Origin of the sequence: Imhoffiella purpurea (assembly GCF_000585215.1) — a bacterium.
Taxonomy (GTDB): domain Bacteria; phylum Pseudomonadota; class Gammaproteobacteria; order Chromatiales; family Chromatiaceae; genus Imhoffiella; species Imhoffiella purpurea.
Window position 1 is genome coordinate 1 of sequence record NZ_AONC01000039.1, and the last position, 21,498, is coordinate 21,498.

Genomic DNA, 21,498 nt, shown 5'->3' on the forward strand with positions numbered 1-21,498 from the left:
CTGACCACTTTCGCCACGACGAAGCCTTCTCTCGTTGTTACAGAAGCTCAAAGCATACCCTCGAAACGACATCATTTCGAGGCCGCACCCCCTCCGAGAAACGGCGCAAGCCGTGCATCAGCCGCAGGCTGGTGCCCCCCTGAAAGGCCGTGACCGCGAAAAAATCGGCGCGCCATAGCGCGTACAGGACCACCTCCTGAAGAATTTCCCTCAGGACCTGCTCCTCGCGCCAGGCATCGGTCGCCGCATAGTCCTCGAGTCGACGGCGCAGCAGATCGATCATGACACCAGCTCCCGCTCCATGGCATCGATCGCCGCCCGCATCCGGCGATGCCGGTACAGCGGACGCAAGGCATCCAGCTCATCGCGGCCCAGCGACGCCATCAGATCCGGATCGATGCGCATGTCGTGCGCGAGCTCCTTGGCTCCCGGCCAATCCCGTTTGAGCAAACAGAACCGGTCCAGCAAGGCCCGCAACGGCCGAGCCACCAGCGCCGTCTGCCCATCGATCACGACCCGCTCGACCGCCTCGAGAAAGAACCCCGGATTCACCGCCAGCGGCCAGAACCGAAAGGTTCCGAGTCGAGGAATCTCGTATTCCTCGCGCCGACGGCCCGGAAGGATGCCGAGCGTCATGGGAACCGCCTCCGGAATCCAGCCGTGAAAGCTCAAGGCCGACTCCAGAGACACATAGCAGCCCGGCCGCAACGCCTGAGCCACCACGAAGGGATGCGCCAGCTTTCCGGACACCGAGGCGGCCAAACGATAGCGCCCCCGCCGCAGCCGCATCAGCTCGCCGCGATGCAAGGCCCGGTTGACCAGGTTGTAACGCCGCTGCGCAGTGCCATCGAGCAGGCGCGCCAACTGCCCCTCGGTGAGGATGCGTTCAGCCCAGCCCGCGGCAATGATCGATTCGGTCAACGTCTCCATAAAATGCAAGATACTTTCATCGAATGAAAGTTTCCAACATTTTATCGAATCTTGGATCGACCCGAACAAACCACAGAAACTCAAAGCAATGCAGAGGCTTCTGCTCGCGGTTATGCTCAGCTCCATACAAGTCGCAAGGAGGTCGGAAATCATGGAGGCAACAGCAAGCTACTGGTGTTATTGGGGCAAGGCGGACCAAGAAATCGAAGGCCCCGTGAAATGGCACCCCTTCGCCTACCACTCGCTCGATGTCGCCGCCGTCGCCTCCGCATTCTGGAGCCGATCCCCCGCCGTCAGACGCACCTTCGCCGTCGCGCTCGATACCGAGGAATCATCGCCTCAGCTCCTCCCCTGGGTCCTCTTCTTCGTCTCGCTCCACGACATCGGCAAGCTGCATGCGCTCTTTCAGGTCAAGTCGCCTGACATCCTGCCCCTGACCTGGCCCGAGCTCTCCTCCTCCAGATTGATCGACACAGCGCTGGGGCACTACGACCACGGCAGGGAAGGGTTTCGTCTGTCGATCGAAGAACTCCACAGCTGGTTCACACCGAGAAGCCGCCGGGCCAAGAAAGCCTGGGTCTCATGGCTCGCCCCCGTGACCGGACATCACGGGGAGATCCCGGAGAATGACGACCTACTTCCAACCGATTATGCCGATACGGCGATCAAAGCCCATGATGCCAATGCCCGCCAAGCCTGGGTCGAGACTTCGACCGAACTCTTCCTGCGAAGCGCCGAGCTGACACTCGAAGACCCGCCCCCGGCATGCAACGCCGAGGCGAGAAACCTGATCGCGGGATTCTGCAGCCTGTGCGACTGGATCGGCTCCAACGCGGACGTCTTCCAGTATTCGGCCCCGGGGCCTTCTCCAGCGGAGTATCTGGAATCGCGGCTCGAGCAGATCGCCAGGGAAGACATCCTCCAACGCTTCGGCCTGATCGCCCCTGCGCAGCCCTATCGAGGACTGTCGGCGCTACTCAAAGGAAACGAGCACCCGCGCGGAGTCCAGGTCATGATCGACCGTCTCCCGCTCGATGCGGGACTGACGATCGTCGAGGCGCCCACGGGCAGCGGCAAGACCGAGGCGGCCTTGGCCTATGCCTGGCGCCTGCTCGAAGCCGGACTCGCCGAGTCGATCGTCTTCGCCCTGCCCACCCAGGCGACCGCGAATGCCATGCTCGGGCGCTGCGAGACATTCGCCGAGACCGCGTTCGGGCGAGCGAATCTGGTTCTGGCCCATGGTCACAGCCGACTCAACCGGGAATTCCAGCGGCTCGTCGATACCGGCTCAAGGGCAGCGACGGAACAGGAGCCCGAGGCCAGCGCCCAATGTGCCGCCTGGCTCGCAAGCAGCCGCAAGCGGGTCTTTCTGGGTCAGATCGGCGTCTGCACGGTCGATCAGGTCCTGCTCTCCGTGCTCCCGGTCCGGCACAACTTCGTCCGGGCATTCGGACTACACCGCTCGGTGCTCATCGTCGACGAGGTCCATGCCTACGATGCCTACATGAACGGCCTGCTGGTCGAGGTGCTCAAGCGCCAAAAGGCGGTTGGAGGAAGCGTCATCCTGCTGTCGGCGACACTGCCCGCTAGAATCCGATCCAAGCTGCTGAGCGCCTGGGGTACCGAAACGATCGCGGAGCAGGCCGCCTATCCGGCCATCTGGAATACGACCGCGCTGGCCGAATCCGACGCCCCGCTGCTCTTGCCCGATTCGGAGCGCCCATCCCAACGCACCATTTCGATCACGCTTTCCAAACTGCCGGGCGCTCGGCCCGACGAGGCACTGATCCAGCGCATCCTCCAAGCGGCCCAATCCGGCGCCTTGGTCGGCATCGTCATGAATACGGTCGACGACGCCCAGCGGCTGTGGATTCGGCTTCGCCAGGAGGCCCGGAAGATCCAGACGCCAGTCGACCTCTTCCACGCCCGCTTCCGACTCAAGGACCGGCAGCGGATCGAAGAGACCGTGATCGAGCGCTACGGGCGCATGGCTGAACGTGGGTCTGGACACATCCTGGTCGCCACCCAGGTCATCGAGCAGAGTCTCGACCTGGATTTCGACTGGCTCATCACCCAGATCTGTCCGGTCGACCTCCTCTTCCAGCGGATCGGACGACTGCACAGACATCTGCGCGACTGGCGGCCACCCGGCTTCGAGGAGCCGGCTTGCACGATCCTGTCCGTTCAAGCCGAGGACTACGAGCTGCAGGAACTGATCTACGGCGATGCACGACTCCTGTGGCGGACCGAGTCCATGTTGTCACAACACCAACGGATATCTTTTCCGGAGGCGTATCGGGAATGGATCGAGCCCGTCTACGAAGAGGATCCCTGGGACGAGGAGCCCGAGCAGGTCTACGGCAAACATCTGGCGTGGCGAGACGATCAGACCGAGGCAGAAAAGAAAGCACAGCGCCTCACGACCATGAACCTGACTCAGTTTCGAGACGACGACGAGCGTGCCACCTCGCTCACCCGCGACGGAGAGATGAGTCTCTCCGTTCTGCCACTCAGAGAAGACGGTTGCCTGTTGGACGGTGAAGACCCGGGCCAGATGGACGATCGCGCCAGAGCCGAGGCCATGATGCTGAACAGCCTTCCCGCGCCCAGCAGTTGGAACGATAAGCAGCTCGCAGGCCATGATCGCGATGAGGATGGCCGAATTCGGCTGACGCTGCAGAAGGATGGAGAAGAGCGCTGGAAGAGTCTCGACGGGGGACTCTGCTACACCACCGAGCTTGGCCTGGCGAAGGGAGAAACGGCGGACCTCATGGATCCGCCGTCAGAGACACCCCGCTGAAGCGGGGAACAACCCAAGCACCAATGCCACTCGGACATCACAACTCGGATCATCCCTCGCTAAACGCAAGCGAGGGAACCGAAGAGAGTATAGCCTAGCGTCGTTTTTTACGAACATCTCAACTCTTGCTATATTTTCAAATCTGGCTACACTTCACCTCAACGTGTACTACCGCTTGGTGATCGTCATCATGCTTGAGCTGGTCAAGGCCCTAAGAGAGTTGGCAGTCGAACTTGGCCGAATGGGCCCTGACGGGATCGTCGCACTTAGATTGATGACCAGACTTGTTCTGCTGATTTTTATATTTTCCATATTGCCAACAACCCTTTATCTACTGCTTTAGCCTTCCGAGACTCCTGCCGAATTCTCAGCATTCGCGTCGATTAAGGAAACGAACATGGACCTGTTGGAAGCACCCTGGATCCCGGTACGAGCCAACAACGGAAGCGGCGCCTTCCGATTGCTCACCTACCGGGAACTGCTCTGCACGGACGAAGACTGGCAGATCAGCCTGTCTCGGGACGACCTGGAACTGGCCTGTCTGCAGCTCCTGATCTGCATGACACAAATCATGTTCCTCCCCACCGATGACGATGCCCTACTGGAACGCCTCGATACGCCGCTCACGCCAGAGGAGTTCGAAGCAGGCATCTCACCCTGCCGGGACTGGTTCGATCTCGATCATCCGACTCAGCCCTTCATGCAGACCCGCGGGGTCGTCGCCAAGGACGTCACCCCCATCCAGAAGCTCCTGATCGGGCTGCCGGAAGGGACCAATCACGCCTTCTTCAACGCCCCCGGAGAGGTCGGAGCGATCTCTGCACCGATCGCCGCCATCGCACTCTTCCACCAGGCGACCAACTGCCCCAGCTTCGGCGGCGGCTTCAAGGGCAGCCTGCGCGGCGGTGCGCCCATCACCACGCTCGTCGATGGCAGAAACCTGCGCGAGCGGGTCTGGCGCAACGTGTTGATCCCGGAATTCATTCGCAAGGACTTCCCGGATTGGACCCACGACCCGACCCGGGATCGCCCCACCTGGATCGACCCGATTCGCGAAAAGGAAACCATCCACGCCAGCCAGATCGGTCTCGCTCGTGGACTCTTCTGGCAGCCGGCCCATGTCGAGCTGGTGCCCGCCGGCGAATCCGGCGTCTGCGATCTGCTCGGCATCGAGGCCGGTCCGCTCTACACGGGCTTTCGCAAGGAGAAGTTCAACTTCACGCTGACGAACACCTGGCCCCATCCGCATGGCGTGCTCCACATGAACCTCAAAAAGAAGGCGCTGGAGATGAAATTCGCCTCCTTCACCACGCAGGCACCTGCCTGGACGCGACTCACCGAAATGGTCATTCGTATCGATGGCGCCAAAGGTGAAGGCAGCCGGCCGGCCGCACCCATCGCCCAAGCCAAAACGCTGGCGGCAACGGATAGCGAAAGACGACCGCTTCACCTGATCGTCGGCGGCTACCGCAACAAGCAAGCCTCGGTTCTGGAACGCCGCCATGAACTCATCACCTTGGCTGCGGGCTGGGATGACGATGAAGGGCGACTGAAGGATCTGGTCGAGTTAGGCCTGTCGGCCAAGAAGACCCTTCGCGGCAAGCTCTACTTCGCCTGCCAGGGCTATAAGGACAAGGACCTGCCGGGCATCGGCGTTCCGCTCCACGAAACGGGAGAGCGGCTTTTCTACGCCAGAACCGAGAGCAAGATCCTGGCGACCTTCTCCAACCGGGCCACATTCGACGACTGGCGGGATCGGCGCTCGATCTATGTCGACAGGCTCGCCGCCGACTGCCGCGGCATCTTCGATGAGCTGACCGACCCCTATACCATGAAGCCCGAGCTGATCCCGATCATCGCCTGGGCGCGCCGCAGCCTCAACGCCGATCTCAAGAAACTCAAGGAGGGCAAATGAGCACCGAAGAGACGGATTTTGCCGCATACCACGCCCGTTTCAAGCGTCTGCCCAAAGGCGCGCAGGCAGACCTGCGACGCGTCGCGGAGCCGGACGACTTGAGGGATACGCCTGGACTCTACCGCCTGTTTCCAGGTGGAAGACCATCGGACCAGGAAGTGCAGGCCGCCTTCTTCCTGCCCTGGTGCCCCAAACTCGCCACCGGCACCAGATTCATGGCGTTGTGCGCCGATCGCATCTCGGAAGAGCGAATCATCCAGATCGCCCGCGCCAACCCGCCGGACGACCTCGTCGCCTTGAGACGCCTCGTGATGCAACTGCATCCCGACGTCGGCTGGCTGGATCTGGCCCCGCTCGCCTGGTATTGGGGCAGGAAGAAGAAAGGACCGACCAAGCGCCGCTTCATCGAAGGCTATTACATCGCCCTCCACAAGCTCGATCAGGGAGACAAATGAATGACCGCCAGGAATTTCGTCAATTTCCACGTCCTCATCTCGCACAGCCCCTCCTGTCTCAACCGGGACGACATGAACATGCAGAAGACCGCCATCTTCGGCGGCAAGACGCGGGTGCGCATCTCCAGCCAGTCGCTCAAGCGCGCCTTTCGGTTCAGTCCCTACTACGCCGAGCAGTTCAACCGGTCGGTGCGGACGCGGCGCCTACTCGACGCGATGGCGGCTGAGCTGCGCGAGGCGGCCGAATCCGCCGAGCAGGGGGACGCGCTGGAGCAATGCGCATTGTTCGCAGCCGCCATCTTCGAGGGCAAAACGAAACCGGACGAGATCAAGAAATACGAGCGAGCCAAGAGCGGCCACATCGAGACCCAGATCATTCCATTCAGCAAGGCCGAGATCGAGGGCATCCGCCAACTTCTGACCGAGGCCGCCGCCAAGTCCGAAAAGGGACGCATCGACTACCTGAAGACCGAGATCCAGCGTCTGGAGCGCGAGCAGCGCGCCCATATCGACCTGGACGTCGCCCTCTCCGGACGCATGGCCAACTCGGATCTCGTCTATCCCGTGGATGGAGCGCTGGCCGTCGCCCACGCCATCACGACCCACACGGTGGAGCCCCAGGACATCGACTGGTTCACCGCCGTCGACGACCTGACCCAGGATGCCGGCGAAACCGGCGCCGGACACCTCAACACCCAGCAGTTCTCGGCGGGCGTCTTCTATCGCTATGCCAGCCTCAATCTGCGCCAGCTTCAGGTCAACCTGGGGCTGCTGTCGCGCATCGACGCCGAGGAGACGGCGCAATCGCGCGCCCGCGCGCTCGAGGTCGCACGCCATGTCCTGCATCTGATCGCCACCGTGGTGCCTTCCGCCAAACAGCAGTCGTTCGCCGCGCACAACCTGGCCGATTTCGTGATCGTCAGCCTCGCCGACCAGCCCGTCTCGCTGGCCAACGCCTTCGAGGAGCCCATCGAGCGGGACTGGAAGCTCGGCGGTTTTCTCAAACCCTCCATCGGCGCCCTCGCCGACTACTGGACGCGCGTCAACGCCGCCTATGGACTCGACGAGCAGGCACGGGCCTTCGCGCTACGGAACGGTGTCCAGCTGGGCGGCCAAGAGGCCATGACCTCGATCGCCGATCTCGAAAACTGGCTTGCCGAAGACGGCCGAGCCTGAGGCGAGCCATCATGCCGAGCTATCTGATTCTCAGACTCGACGGCCCTATGCAGGCATGGGGAACGCACACCTTCGAGGACTATCGCCCCAGCAATCTCTTTCCGACCCGTAGCGGGCTGCTCGGTCTCCTGGGTGCCTGCCTCGGGCTGGACCGAGCCGATATCCAGGGCCTCGAGGCGCTTGCAGAAAGCGTCGAATTCACGGTTCGACTCGATACCGGCGCCCCGCGTCCCGGAATCGACAAACTCGCCTCCAAGCGCGGCACCAAGCTGTCCGACTACCACACCGTTCTGGATGCCCGAAAGGTCGACGGATCCACGAACAGATATCCCATCCAGTCACAGCGTGAATATCTCTACGACGCCGCCTTCACCGTCGCCATCGGATCCAGATCCGGCGCCCGATTCGGCCTGGACCGCATCGCCGAATCGCTGCGGCGGCCCTACTTCACTCCGGTTCTCGGAAGACGCTCCTGCCCGCTCGGCCGCCCCTTGCTCGAACGCCCGGACTGCATCGATGCCGCGAACGCCATCGAGGCGTTGGCTCGAATTCCTCCCGCAGAGGGGCTCATCTATTCCGAGGGCGAGCTCGTCTCCGACCGCCCGACCTCGATCCGCGACGTTCCCCAGTACGGCCGTCATCGCCAGTTCGCGAACCGCCGCATCTATCTGCATCGCGAGGAGGAATCCTCATGATCCTGAGCCGCGCCGAAATCCCCTGGTCCGAGACGCGCAACCCCTATGATATGCACCGTGCCATCTGGCGGCTCTTTCCCGGCGAAGCGGCGGAATCACGCCGAACGCAGGATCAGCCGCGTCAGGGATTCCTGTTCCGGGTGGAGCAGCATCGAGCCGGCCGATCGGCCCAGGTTTTAATTCAATCCAGACGCATGCCACAACCCGAGGCATCCATGAATCTCATCGGTAGCCGAGAGATCGATCCGCAACCATCGCAAGGCCAACGGCTCGCCTTCATTCTGACGGCGAACCCGATCAAGACCATCAAGGATCGACAGATAGACAGCAAGCCAGGAAAGACTCGCGATACCTGCCGTGTTCCGCTGATCACCGAGGAAACCCAAAGATCCTGGCTGATACAGAGACTCAAGGATGTCGCCGAAGTCGAGGTCGTCTCCGTTACACCGCATCCGCCCCTTTACTTCCGCAAGGCCAACCGAGGCGGAAAGGTTCTCTGTGCGACCTTCGAGGGGCTCTTGACGGTCCTCGATCCGAAGGCGCTCGTCGCGCGACTGGAGAACGGCCTTGGTCCTGCCAAGTCGCTCGGCTGTGGTCTACTACTGGTGCGCCGGATCACGCCTTAGCTATAGAAGTCTCGGATATCTTGGAATGACTGGAGGGCGATACCTCGTTTTCCTTGCCCACACCAACTGGCCAGGTCGATCAGATCGAGGTCACCGCATGATTCATTGGAGTGACGCAGATGCAAGCCATCGAGTTCGAAACCCTCGTGCAAGACCAATCCATCCCGCTACCAGAGTCCACGACCCTCTCGACCGGGCAGCGTGTGCGAGTCGTGGTGATGTTCGACTCGGCCACCAAGGTGGATCAGCCTGCGGCGGACGACGACGCGCTAATCAGGCTCGCACGCAATCCGCTTGTGATCTCCGACTTCGTTCCCCTCTCGCGGGACGAGGCCCATGCACGATAGCCCGTTTGTCGACTCCAATCTCTGGCTCTACGCCTTTGTTCTGAGACCAGGCGAGGAAGCCAAGCATGCTCGCGCCCTGGCACTGGTGGAGACAACGACCCGCTACGTCATCAGTACGCAGGTGATCTCCGAGGTCGCGGCAAACCTGCTGAAGAAGGCCGGCATGGAGGAAAAATCTCTGCTGGCCGTCATCGAGGGGCTCTATCGGCGTTGCCAAGTGGTCCAAACCGATCTGGAATGTCATCGCACAGCCAGTCGATTGAGGAGCGAACATAGCTTCAGTTTCTGGGATAGCCTGATCGTTGCAGCAGCGCTGGAGGCCAACTGTCGTCGGCTCTATTCGGAGGATATGCAGCACGGACAGGTCGTCGACCACAGGCTGACGATCATGAACCCCTTGCTCGCGGAAACCATCTGATCGGAGCCAGCCACTGCTCATAGCGCTTGAGCACTGGCCGGCTCAACAAGGAATTGCACTGACTCCTCTATGCTCCCCCCACTCAAGCCCATCGCCATGAAGGAACGCATCTCGATGATCTTCATCGAGTACGGCGAGATCGACGTGCTCGACGGCGCCTTCGTGGTGATCGACAAGACCGGCGTGCGCACCCACATTCCGATCGGCAGCGTCGCCTGCATCATGCTGGAGCCGGGCACGCGCGTCTCGCACAAGGCGGCGGCGCTCGCGGCACGGGTCGGCACCCTGCTGGTGTGGGTCGGCGAGGCGGGCGTCCGTCTCTATGCCTCCGGTCAGCCGGGCGGGGCGCGCTCGGACCGGCTGCTCTATCAGGCCAAGCTGGCGCTCGACGACCAGGCCAGACTCAAGGTGGTGCGCAAGATGTACGAGCTGCGTTTCGGCGAGAAGCCGCCGGAGCGGCGCAGCGTCGAGCAGTTGCGCGGGATCGAGGGGGCGCGGGTCAAGAAGACCTACGAGAACCTGGCCAAGAGGTACGGCGTCACCTGGAAAGGTCGTCGCTACGATCCTTCCGAATGGGACAGCAGCGACCTGCCCAACACCTGCCTGTCCTCGGCGACCGCCTGTCTCTACGGCATCACCGAGGCCGCCATCCTCGCAGCCGGCTATGCCCCGGCGGTCGGCTTCATCCACACCGGCAAGCCGCAATCGTTCGTCTACGACATGGCCGACATCGTCAAATTCGAGACCGTGGTACCGGTGGCGTTCAAGATCGCGGCCCAGGATCCGCCCAAGTCGGAGGCCGAGCGCCGGGTGAGACTGGCCTGCCGCGATGTCTTCCGCCAGAGCAAGCTGCTCGGCAAGATCATCCCCATGATCGAGGAGGTGCTGGCCGCCGGAGAGATCGCTCCACCCGAACCGGCACCGGAGGCGGTCGCCCCGGCCATCGACGACGGGAAGCCCCTGGGCGATGCTGGTCATCGTCACTGAGAACGTCCCGCCCCGACTGCGCGGCCGGCTCGCCGTCTGGCTGCTGGAGATCCGCGCCGGCGTCTATATCGGCACCCCGTCCAAGCGGCTGCGCGAATTCATCTGGGCTCAGGTGCAGGAAGGTGTGGAAGAAGGCAACGCCGTGATGGCCTGGAGCACCAACACCGAATCCGGCTACGATTTCCTCACCGTCGGCCCGAACCGACGCATCCCGGTCGATTTCGACGGCCTCCGCCTGGTCAGTTTCCTGCCGCCCAATGAGCCACAGAACGATCTTTGACAATCGAGAACCATCCCCTTTGAAAAGGGGGATTTTTTTGGTAGATTTCTTCTCGTCTGATTTCCACATGAAAATCAGATAAATACGGGAAGTCCGTTCCCCGCGCCTGCGGGGATGAACCGGTGCGCTTGTCTCGCTGCTCTCGCTGTCAATCCCGTTCCCCGCGCCTGCGGGGATGAACCGCAGGCGCTTGACCTCGACGCGATCGCCGATCACCCGTTCCCCGCGCCTGCGGGGATGAACCGATTCCGTGATCCGCGCCTATCCGCGCTATCAACCGTTCCCCGCGCCTGCGGGGATGAACCGGATCAGATCGAATTCATTTCAATGCATCGGCACCGTTCCCCGCGCCTGCGGGGATGAACCGGCGAGCGCCCGAGCACGCTGGCGAACAGCTCGCCGTTCCCCGCGCCTGCGGGGATGAACCGCCATCGAAGCAATGCAAAACGGCCATCGAGTCCCGTTCCCCGCGCCTGCGGGGATGAACCGATCCGACTCTCGCTGTTTTGCTGCATCCAGATCCGTTCCCCGCGCCTGCGGGGATGAACCTGCAATACCCGAATCCGTTTTGTCCGGGATCGCCCGTTCCCCGCGCCTGCGGGGATGAACCGTTCATCCTCGAATACATGGTTGAACCTGGATTCCGTTCCCCGCGCCTGCGGGGATGAACCGGTGCATGCAGGACGCGCGACGCCGGTGATTTGCCGTTCCCCGCGCCTGCGGGGATGAACCGCTGGAGACTAGAGAGCTGTATGCGTTTGACGACCGTTCCCCGCGCCTGCGGGGATGAACCGTCCAGGCATATGCCGCCTATATCGAGTCGATCCCGTTCCCCGCGCCTGCGGGGATGAACCGTATGTTGTGCTCGTCGAGGCTTGTGCGTGACCCGTTCCCCGCGCCTGCGGGGATGAACCGACGGCAGCGTTTCAAAAATCTTGGCCGTAGTACCGTTCCCCGCGCCTGCGGGGATGAACCGATTCTGAGTAGATCACCGTCTTCTTTGGTTAGCCGTTCCCCGCGCCTGCGGGGATGAACCGATCGCCTATTCAGCCTGCCTCGTATTCGGCGTCCGTTCCCCGCGCCTGCGGGGATGAACCTCCATATGCGGCCTCAGCGCTCTGAGGTATGTGCCGTTCCCCGCGCCTGCGGGGATGAACCGACCTCTTCGCCTGGCTCTTGGACCTTCTTCAGCCGTTCCCCGCGCCTGCGGGGATGAACCGTAGGCCAGGCCCGCGGGGATGTCGAAGCTTGCCCGTTCCCCGCGCCTGCGGGGATGAACCGTAGTATGACTGAATCTGATTTTTTAGAGGAATCCGTTCCCCGCGCCTGCGGGGATGAACCGATTTCGCGGTTGCACGGGGTCCTGTCTGCAGACCGTTCCCCGCGCCTGCGGGGATGAACCGTCAGGTTGCCGGATGCGCTGTGCGAGCAGTGTCCGTTCCCCGCGCCTGCGGGGATGAACCGTGCCCCCAGAGCCTTCGGTAGGTCGTGCACCCCCGTTCCCCGCGCCTGCGGGGATGAACCGGGCCGCCGGACCGGCATTACCTGGGCCGAGGCCCGTTCCCCGCGCCTGCGGGGATGAACCGGTCAGGGGTAGGCTCAGAATCAACAGAATGACCCGTTCCCCGCGCCTGCGGGGATGAACCGCCATGAGTGCACCTATGGCGGTTGTCCGTTGACCGTTCCCCGCGCCTGCGGGGATGAACCGCCAGCTGAGTGAGAGGGATTCGCCCCAAAGGGCCGTTCCCCGCGCCTGCGGGGATGAACCGAAATCGATGATGCCCTGGAGGATGTCCATCAGCCGTTCCCCGCGCCTGCGGGGATGAACCGTCCTGGGCCTCTGGAGTGAAGGCAAGACAGAACCGTTCCCCGCGCCTGCGGGGATGAACCGGTCGCCTGGCTCTTCTCTGGCCTGGCTCACGGCCCGTTCCCCGCGCCTGCGGGGATGAACCGGTTCATTCCTGGCTCAACGGCGATGAATGGAACCGTTCCCCGCGCCTGCGGGGATGAACCGGATTATTGTGCTCCGTTTCACCATCTGGACAGCCGTTCCCCGCGCCTGCGGGGATGAACCGGTCCAACTGATCCAATGCCTGCGCGGCGTCCGCCGTTCCCCGCGCCTGCGGGGATGAACCGACCGGCTCTCCCGGGACGATGTCCCCGATGCGCCGTTCCCCGCGCCTGCGGGGATGAACCGACCGGGAAAACGGCCGTGAACACCGAAGGAGTCCGTTCCCCGCGCCTGCGGGGATGAACCGTTGTAGGGCAGCAGCCGATCCTCATCGGGGCCCCGTTCCCCGCGCCTGCGGGGATGAACCGGTATTTGAACATCACCTTCACCAGTGCCCTCACCGTTCCCCGCGCCTGCGGGGATGAACCGCGAGTGCCCGAGCACGTTGGCGAACGGCCCGCCCGTTCCCCGCGCCTGCGGGGATGAACCGGTATGATCGCCAGCGAGCGCACCTTTGATGATCCGTTCCCCGCGCCTGCGGGGATGAACCGTCACGACGGCTACATCCGGCCAGGTCGATCTGCCGTTCCCCGCGCCTGCGGGGATGAACCGATGAAACCGTCTCAGTCGTAACCCGTGATGGCCCGTTCCCCGCGCCTGCGGGGATGAACCGTGTGACCAAGTCGTGACGGCGATGCGTAACGCCCGTTCCCCGCGCCTGCGGGGATGAACCGCGGAGACCTCGACCTGCTTGACGTCGGCTTTGCCGTTCCCCGCGCCTGCGGGGATGAACCGCATGAGCACCACAACAACCACCGAGCCGGCGACCGTTCCCCGCGCCTGCGGGGATGAACCGGACCCTGGATTAGCCACTATTGTCCTATACGACCGTTCCCCGCGCCTGCGGGGATGAACCGGCGCGGCTTGAGCGACTCAATGAACTCGGGGACCGTTCCCCGCGCCTGCGGGGATGAACCGGTCTTGGCTTCGCTGTGGACGACCTTGCCGCCCCGTTCCCCGCGCCTGCGGGGATGAACCGTTGTCCACTCGGTTGAGGAGCCGATCGCGCCGCCGTTCCCCGCGCCTGCGGGGATGAACCGGTCTACGACGTCCTGCCGGCAACAGCTCCGGCCCGTTCCCCGCGCCTGCGGGGATGAACCGACGTCGTCGTTCTCCATGCTGGTCTGGCTGACCCGTTCCCCGCGCCTGCGGGGATGAACCGTAGTCAGTTGCCGGCGGCATAGACAGCCATGACCGTTCCCCGCGCCTGCGGGGATGAACCGGGTCCGGCCAGACCATTGCGACCGCAGATGAACCGTTCCCCGCGCCTGCGGGGATGAACCGGTTGGCAGGCCGGGATCGATCCGAACGCTCTGCCGTTCCCCGCGCCTGCGGGGATGAACCGGCGTTGTATGCGCTGTATCGAGTTCGGGTGTGCCGTTCCCCGCGCCTGCGGGGATGAACCGACGCGACCGACAATCTGGATATGGAACATGCGCCGTTCCCCGCGCCTGCGGGGATGAACCGTCCTCGTGAACCTCGCCGGCGCGGGTCAATGGCCGTTCCCCGCGCCTGCGGGGATGAACCGGACCGCGGCCTCGATGTGCGCCACTGCAACGGCCGTTCCCCGCGCCTGCGGGGATGAACCGCTGACAGAAGAGGGCGAGAAAGCGGCGACGGACCGTTCCCCGCGCCTGCGGGGATGAACCGATCGAACGCCATCCGGACCTCGTCACTCGCCACCGTTCCCCGCGCCTGCGGGGATGAACCGTCGAGGCCCTTATGCCGATGCTTCTCCAGAGCCCGTTCCCCGCGCCTGCGGGGATGAACCGATCCTGCCCTCGGCGGCCGTCACCGACGCGCTCCGTTCCCCGCGCCTGCGGGGATGAACCGCGCGGCACGGTGCTGATTCCGCCCGGTGTGCACCGTTCCCCGCGCCTGCGGGGATGAACCGTGATGACCACAAAGACGAAGCCCAGATCGGCGCCGTTCCCCGCGCCTGCGGGGATGAACCGCCCAGCGATAAACACCGCTTTTCGTGATACAGCCGTTCCCCGCGCCTGCGGGGATGAACCGGACTGGCTGGCGTTCGCCGAGATCTACGGCATCCGTTCCCCGCGCCTGCGGGGATGAACCGGGACGAGAGTGCCGCATGATTGCACGAGGAACCCGTTCCCCGCGCCTGCGGGGATGAACCGGATTGGAATAGCCGGACCACTCGTAAAGGGTCCCGTTCCCCGCGCCTGCGGGGATGAACCGCCGACGATGGTCCTCGTCCGAGAACTCGTACCCCGTTCCCCGCGCCTGCGGGGATGAACCGCCAATTGAATTGGTATTCGCCGGCCGGGGCGCTCCGTTCCCCGCGCCTGCGGGGATGAACCGCAGAGGCCCGAGTCGGACATGACGCTGCCGGACCGTTCCCCGCGCCTGCGGGGATGAACCGGCCCTGATCGACGCGCTCGAACTCGCCGATCACCGTTCCCCGCGCCTGCGGGGATGAACCGGCCCTGATCGACGCGCTCGAACTCGCCGATCACCGTTCCCCGCGCCTGCGGGGATGAACCGTACATCAGGACTTCCGGGGTCGCGCAATTATGCCGTTCCCCGCGCCTGCGGGGATGAACCGTATCTTCCATTGACACGATACCGGAGAAGTAACCGTTCCCCGCGCCTGCGGGGATGAACCGTCCTGCCCGAACACATGCCGCCGGCCCTGGTCCCGTTCCCCGCGCCTGCGGGGATGAACCGGTGGCGGTCATGTCCTTGTTGTAGGAGATGTACCGTTCCCCGCGCCTGCGGGGATGAACCGACTTGGGCCTGATGCGAATTGATGACCTCGCCCCGTTCCCCGCGCCCGCGGAGATCAGCCGCCAGATCAGCGAAAAACCCTAAAAGATGGCCTCGATCCCCACTCCTTGGTGAAGTGCGTGAAGTGCAGCGCACTGCGGCTGCTCTCGGTCATCAGATGGCTTATAGCGACAATGGAATATGTCCGTTTGCCCACTGAAATTGCTTTCCGTGACCGACCATAGCAGCATTCGATCATCTGTCCGTGTGCGCCCCAAGTCCTTACTGTGTTCAGCGCTTATCAGGCTTGAGATCTGTGGCATACGGGGTGCGCCGCAGAAATTCTGTCTCGAGAAAGAGATCCCTTATGAGTGCTCCGAACGATACCGAGCGAGCGAAAGACGCCGATGCGGGCGTAGGCGGTGCGCCGCTTCCAGGATCGCAAATGCGCCTGGACGTGGTGCACGAATTCTCCGCGACGCTCGGCTCGGAACTGGACCGGGAGCATCTGCTCGCGGCGATCTTGGACAGCGCCTTGCGCCTGCCGGAACTCGATGGCGGCGGACTCTACTGGCGCGAGCCGGACGGCGGCTATCGGCTGACGGTCAAGCGAGGACTCTCCGAGGCCTTCTTCGCTCAGGTCGAGCATCTTTCGGAGGACTCGTCGCAAGCCGAAGTCGTTCGCGGCGGCCAGATGCAGTTCAGCTGCACACCTCCCCACCATCATTGCACCGATCCCGCCCTGGTTCTCCAGCCACCGCTGATCGAGGAGGGCATCCATTCCCTGGTGGTCTTGCCGATCCATGTCGACGGCGAACCTGTGGCCTGTCTCAACCTGGCCAGCAAGCGGCCGGGAGCGATCGGACCCTCGACCCTGACCGCCCTGGACACCCTGACCAGGCAGTTCACCCAAGCGCTCGCGGGCTCGCAGGCTCGAATGGATGCCGAGAGCCAGCGTCAGAATCTGCTCGGTCTCTTCGAGGCGATCAGCGACTATGTCTTCGTGCTCGACACCCAAGGCCGCATTCTGCATTACAACCCGGTCGTGGAGACCGACCTGGGTTACGCAGACGGCTTGCTGGGCCAGCCCATCTGGGTAATTCATCCACCCGAGTACGAGGCCGAGATCGAGCGTCTGTTGAGCAAGATACTCGATATCGAGCAAGCACAGTTCCAGTTGCCGCTGCTCCGGGCCGACGGCGGACGCATGCTGGTGGATATCCGCGCCACCTCGTGTCGATGGAACGGCCAACCCGCCATCATGGGGGTCTTGCGCGACATCACGGAGCAGATCCGCCAGCAGGAGGCCCTGCGTGATGAGAGACGTTTTTCGGAGGATCTGATCCAGAGCCTGCCCGGACTCTTCTACCTGCTCGACAAAACTGGCCGCCTGATCCGTTGGACCAACCTCTCACGCATCACCGGGTATAGCGACGAGCAGATCGCCGCCATGGGTGCAGCGGACTTTTTTCCCGACGAGGAAAAGCCCCGCATTGCCGAGTCCATTCGCCAGACCCTGGAGCAGGGGGGCTCTTCGATCCAGGCTCGCATTCTCCGGCACCATGGCCAAGAGGCACCCTATCAGTTCTCCAGCCGCAGAACGCTCATCGAGGGCGAGCCCTATGTGGTGGGCATCGGACTCGACATCAGCGATCAGACGGAGGCCAAGCGCCGATTGGAGGACGTTCAGAGACATCTGGAGGCACTGATCGGAAACATTCCGGATCTGGTGTGGCTGAAGGATCCGACGGGTGTCTATCTCAACTGCAACCCCGCCTTCGAGCGGCGTTTCGGCAAGCGCGAGGCCGATGTCGTCGGCAAGACCGATTTCGATCTCGTCACGCCCGAACTGGCCGAAATGTTTCAAGACCAGGACAAGGCCACTGTCGCGGCGGGCGTCCCGTGCGCCAACGAGGCATGGATCGACTTGGACGGCCGGCGGATCTATCTCGAGACCTTGCAGACCCCCATGTTCGATGCCGACGGCGCCCTGGTCGGCGTGCTGGGGATCGCGCGCGACATCACGACGGCCCAAACGATCAGAGAACGTCTGCGCGAGCGCGAAGAGATCTACAGCGCCATCTTCAACCAGGCGGGAGACGGCATCGAGCTCCTGGATGCCGAGACGCTGCGTTTCGTCGAGGTCAACGACGCGGCCTGCCGCATGCTGGGATACGGCCGGGACGAGATGCTCGAACTCACACTTCTGGATACCGAGGCCGATGCCGATTCCGGGCGGATCCACGCCAGGGCGAAGCGGCTGATTGACGACGGGAGCGCGGTATTCGAGAACCGCTACCGCCGCAAGGATGGCGCAGTCCTGGACGTCCAGGTCAACGTCCAGACCATCCGACTGCACGACAAGCCCTATTTTCTGGCCATCTGGAGAGATATCGGCAAGGACAAGGCCGCACGGATGGCGCTGGAGAACGAGGCCGAGTGGCGGCGCGCACTGTTCGAGCATTCGCGAGACGGCATCGCCATCTTCAGCCAGGACCATCGTGTCATCGACCACAACCCGCGTTTCGCCGAGATGCTGGGCTACTCCCGCGAGGAGCTGCTCGGTCTGCATGCCTGGGATCTGGACGCCACCATGGTCAAGGATGAGGTCCGCTCCAGATTCGCCGATCCCTTGGCGGTCAACACCACTCTGGAAACGCGTCATCGGCGCAAGGACGGCAGCCTGTTCGATGTCGAGGTGAGCGTCCGAGGCGCCCGCATCGGTGGACGCAGCATCTTCGTCTCGACCACCCGCAACATCAGCGACCGCAAGGCCCAGCAGCGCGCGCTGGAGGAACGCGAGATGCTGCTCGGGGCCATCTTCAGTCAGGTCGGCGTCGGCATCCAGCTCGTGGACGTCGAGACCCTGCGTTTCGTTCAGTTCAACCGGGCATCCCATGTCCTGCTCGGCTATAGCGCGTCCGAATTCGCCGAGCTGCGGCTGCCCGAAATCCAGTCCATGCCGCCCGAGGACTTCGCCCCCATCTTCCACGAGACCTTGGCCAAACTCGCCACCGGCGAGCAGTTCAGCGTGGAGATGCAGCATCGGCGCAAGGATGGCAGCCTGGTCGACTCGCTCCTCCATCTGCGCCAGATCAGAACCCTGAACAAGGATCGGATCCTCTCGGTCTGGAGCGACATCACCGAACAGAAACGGGTGCGGGAGGCCCTGCGCGAGCGCGAGGAGATCTACAGCGCCATCATCAATCAGGCGTCCGACGGCATCGTGCTGATCGACGTGGAGACGTTGCGCTTCAGCGAATTCAACGACGCCGCCTGTCAGAGCCTGGGCTGCGGCCGCGAGGCATTCGCCCGACTCACGCTCCTGGACATTCAGGCCGTCTGGGGACCGGACAAGGTCAGGGAGCAATTGTGGCAGCTGCTGGAGCAGGGCGGGGGTATCTTCGATGTCGCCCATCGCCATCAGGACGGCGAGACCCGCATCGTGCGCACCTCCAATCGCGTCGTCACGATTCGCGGCAAACGCTTCCTTGCGTCCATCTGGTACGACATCACAGACAGCAAGCGGGTCGAGGCCGAGTTGGAGCAGCACCGCCACCATTTGGAGGAGCTGGTGGCCGAGCGCACGGTGGACCTGGAGGCCGCCAACCGCCAGCTGATGATCAGCGATCTTCGGCTCAAGGCCATGTTCGAGATGAGCCAGCTGGCCGAGACCATGGACGAGCGCGAGCTGCTGCAACGGGGCATCGACGAGGCGGTACGGCTCACCGGAAGCCAGGTCGGCTATCTGCATTTCGTCAACGACGATCAGGACAGCATCCAGCTCTATACCGGTTCGAGCGGCACCCGTGTGGAATGCGACGCGATCCATGACGGCCATTGTCCGATCGGAGACGCCGGCATCTGGGCCGATACCGCACGCCTGAGACGCCCGGTCGTTCACAACGACTATCAGAGCCAGTCCCACGGACGCGGCCAGCACCCCGGACACGCCCATCTGATCCGCCATTTGGGCGTACCGGTCGTCGAGGGGGACAAGGTGCGCGCCTTGCTCGGCGTGGGCAACAAGCCAACCGACTACGATGCGTCCGACGAGCACGAGCTGCAGCTGATCGGCGACGATCTCTGGCGCATCGTCATGCGCCGCCGCGCCGAGGCCGAGCTGGCCGCCGCCAAGGATGCCGCCGAGCAGGCCAACCGCGCCAAGTCGCATTTCCTGGCCAACATGAGCCATGAGATCCGCACGCCCATGAATGCGATCCTGGGCATGACCCATCTCCTGCAGCAGGATGAGCCGGATGCCTCGCGCCAGGAAAAGCTGGGGAAGATCACCAACGCCTCCCGTCATCTGCTCCAACTCATCAACGACATTCTGGATCTGGCCAAGATCGAAGAGCACAAACTGACCTTGGAGACCACCGGAATCCATCTGCCGGAGGTCTTGCAGAACGTCTGCACCCTGGTCGGCGAGAAGGCCTACGAAAAGGGGCTGGAGCTGGTGGTGGACATCGATCCGTGCATGAGCGACGAGCAGACGCTGTTCGGCGACCCCACCCGCCTGACCCAGATCCTGCTGAATTTCCTCGGCAATGCCATCAAGTTCACCGAACAGGGATCGATCCGTCTGCGCGTGCGGGTGGCGGAGGCGCATCCGCAGCACCTGCTTTATCGGTTCGAGATCCAGGATACCGGCATCGGGATCGCTGCGGAAAATCTGCGACGGCTCTTCCAGTCGTTCGAGCAGGCCGACAGCTCCACCACGCGCCGCTACGGGGGCACGGGCCTCGGACTCGCCATCAACCGCCGTCTCGCCGAACTCATGCATGGCGAGGTCGGCGTCGAAAGCCGACCCGGCGCAGGCAGCACCTTCTGGTTCACCGCCCGTCTGGGCAAGACGCCCTCGCCCGCTCGCCAACGGCCCCGGATACCCGTGCTCCAGGGCCGCCGGGCGTTGGTGGTGGACGATCAATCCGAGGCTCGCGAGGTTCTGAGCGGCATCCTGGAAAACTGGGGCATCGAGACACTGACGCTCGATTCCGGAGAGACGGCCCTGGAAAGGCTCCAGGAGGACGCGTCCCCCTTCGATCTGCTGCTGCTCGACTGGAGCATGCCGGGGATGGACGGAATCGAGACGGCACGTCGCCTCGCCCACACCCATCCGGCGCAGCAGTCCATCCGGCTGCTCATGGTGACGGCCTACGACGCTCCAGAGCTGCAGGGGATGGCCAGAGATGCCGGATTCGCCGGCCTAGTGATCAAACCCATCACCCCCTCGGTCATCCACGACGCCTTGAACCGGGTCCTGTCCGGATCCGACCTGGAATCGACCGGGCTCGATGTCCACACAACCGACGCGGAGCGAAGTCTGTCGCTCGACTATCAGGGCACCCGGGTGCTTCTGGCCGAGGACGACCCCATCAACCAGGAGGTCAGCAAGGGGCTGCTGAACGCAGTCGGGCTGGAGGTCGATATCGCCAACGACGGGGCGGAGGCGCTCGAGATGGCTCGGCGAACCCGATACGCCCTCATTTTCATGGACATGCAGATGCCCAACCTGGACGGTCTGGCGGCGACGCGCGCCATTCGCGCCCTGCCGACAGCCGAGGGACTCCCCATCCTGGCCATGACCGCCAACGCCTTCGCCGAGAATCGCGAACAATGCATGGCGGCGGGCATGAACGATTTCATCGCCAAGCCCGTCGATCCGGACGCGCTCTATTCCACCCTGCAGAGCTGGCTCTCGCGAACGGAAATTCGGCCCCCCACCAGCCCCGAGCCGGAGTCTGCGCAAGAAACGGCTCCCGAGACACTGGATCTGAACCAGGCGCACCGCATCATCAGCGACGACACCCTGCTCTGCCGTCTGCTGAACCGCTTCGTCGAGTCCTACCGAACGTCTGGGGACGAGATCGCCGAGATGCTCCGGCATAACGCACGCGCCGAGGCCCGCGAGCAGGCCCACAAGGTCAAAGGGGCGTCCGGGTCGCTGGGACTGGCCGAGGTCAACCGCATCGCCGCAGCGTTCGAGCGCGCGCTCAAGGAAGAAACGGAAGATCCATCACCGGATCCGGAGGCATTGCAGCAGGCCCTGGACAGGGCCGCGGAGAGGATCGAGATATTCGTACGCCAGAATGATCCGAGCTAGCGAGGGATCGGCGCGCGAAAGAAAG

Annotated in this window: 13 protein-coding genes and 1 CRISPR repeat array; of the genes, 11 read left to right on the forward strand and 2 right to left on the reverse strand. The window is 63.5% G+C overall.

Translation table 11 applies throughout. The features are described 5' to 3' along the window. Window positions 1-37: 37 nt before the first annotated feature. Both D779_RS12950 and D779_RS12955 read right to left on the reverse strand, forming a co-directional pair. Entirely contained in the window at window positions 38-283 is a 246-nt protein-coding gene (locus D779_RS12950) for a nucleotidyl transferase AbiEii/AbiGii toxin family protein (protein WP_043754686.1), read from the reverse strand. Beyond that, on the reverse strand, window positions 280-930 hold the full coding sequence (locus D779_RS12955) for a type IV toxin-antitoxin system AbiEi family antitoxin domain-containing protein (protein WP_043754687.1): 651 nt from the start codon (window positions 928-930) through the stop codon (window positions 280-282). Before D779_RS12955 ends, D779_RS12950 begins: the two co-directional genes overlap by 4 nt. A gap of 151 nt (window positions 931-1,081) precedes the next feature. Here D779_RS12955 and cas3 point away from each other — a divergent pair, with 151 nt between their 5' ends. The 11 genes from cas3 (at window position 1,082) to D779_RS21165 (ending at window position 21,473) form a co-directional block, all read left to right on the forward strand. Beyond that, window positions 1,082-3,730 (forward strand): CRISPR-associated helicase/endonuclease Cas3, encoded by a 2,649-nt coding sequence (gene cas3, locus D779_RS12960; RefSeq protein WP_043754689.1) that lies wholly within the window; start codon window positions 1,082-1,084, stop codon window positions 3,728-3,730. 397 nt (window positions 3,731-4,127) lie between these two features. Beyond that, a complete protein-coding gene (casA, locus tag D779_RS12970) occupies window positions 4,128-5,645 on the forward strand; it encodes a type I-E CRISPR-associated protein Cse1/CasA (protein ID WP_043754692.1) in 1,518 nt (505 codons plus the stop codon). Then, window positions 5,642-6,100 (forward strand): CRISPR-associated protein Cse2, encoded by a 459-nt coding sequence (locus D779_RS12975; protein WP_043754693.1) that lies wholly within the window; start codon window positions 5,642-5,644, stop codon window positions 6,098-6,100. The genes casA and D779_RS12975 overlap by 4 nt, the downstream gene beginning before the upstream one ends. Next, complete coding sequence (gene cas7e, locus D779_RS12980) at window positions 6,101-7,276, forward strand: type I-E CRISPR-associated protein Cas7/Cse4/CasC (RefSeq protein WP_043754695.1); 1,176 nt, start codon at window positions 6,101-6,103, stop codon at window positions 7,274-7,276. An 11-nt stretch (window positions 7,277-7,287) separates the two neighbouring features. Further along, window positions 7,288-7,971, forward strand: a complete 684-nt coding sequence (cas5e, locus tag D779_RS12985; RefSeq protein WP_043754698.1) for a type I-E CRISPR-associated protein Cas5/CasD — start codon at window positions 7,288-7,290, stop codon at window positions 7,969-7,971. After that, complete coding sequence (cas6e, locus tag D779_RS12990) at window positions 7,968-8,597, forward strand: type I-E CRISPR-associated protein Cas6/Cse3/CasE (RefSeq protein ID WP_043754701.1); 630 nt, start codon at window positions 7,968-7,970, stop codon at window positions 8,595-8,597. Before cas5e ends, cas6e begins: the two co-directional genes overlap by 4 nt. A gap of 119 nt (window positions 8,598-8,716) precedes the next feature. Continuing rightward, window positions 8,717-8,944, forward strand: coding sequence for a hypothetical protein (locus D779_RS12995; RefSeq protein ID WP_043754704.1), 228 nt, complete (start codon window positions 8,717-8,719; stop codon window positions 8,942-8,944). Beyond that, entirely contained in the window at window positions 8,934-9,362 is a 429-nt protein-coding gene (locus tag D779_RS13000) for a PIN domain-containing protein (RefSeq protein WP_043754706.1), read from the forward strand. The genes D779_RS12995 and D779_RS13000 overlap by 11 nt, the downstream gene beginning before the upstream one ends. 69 nt (window positions 9,363-9,431) lie before the next feature. Then, window positions 9,432-10,349, forward strand: a complete 918-nt coding sequence (gene cas1e, locus D779_RS13005; RefSeq protein ID WP_043754707.1) for a type I-E CRISPR-associated endonuclease Cas1e — start codon at window positions 9,432-9,434, stop codon at window positions 10,347-10,349. Next, window positions 10,330-10,629, forward strand: coding sequence for a type I-E CRISPR-associated endoribonuclease Cas2e (gene cas2e, locus D779_RS13010; RefSeq protein ID WP_043754709.1), 300 nt, complete (start codon window positions 10,330-10,332; stop codon window positions 10,627-10,629). The genes cas1e and cas2e overlap by 20 nt, the downstream gene beginning before the upstream one ends. 93 nt (window positions 10,630-10,722) lie before the next feature. Further along, window positions 10,723-15,450: direct repeats of the CRISPR family, unit length 29 nt; unit sequence CCGTTCCCCGCGCCTGCGGGGATGAACCG. Window positions 15,451-15,812: 362 nt separating this feature from the next. Continuing rightward, on the forward strand, window positions 15,813-21,473 hold the full coding sequence (locus tag D779_RS21165) for a PAS domain S-box protein (protein ID WP_052348114.1): 5,661 nt from the start codon (window positions 15,813-15,815) through the stop codon (window positions 21,471-21,473). Window positions 21,474-21,498 lie beyond the last annotated feature (25 nt).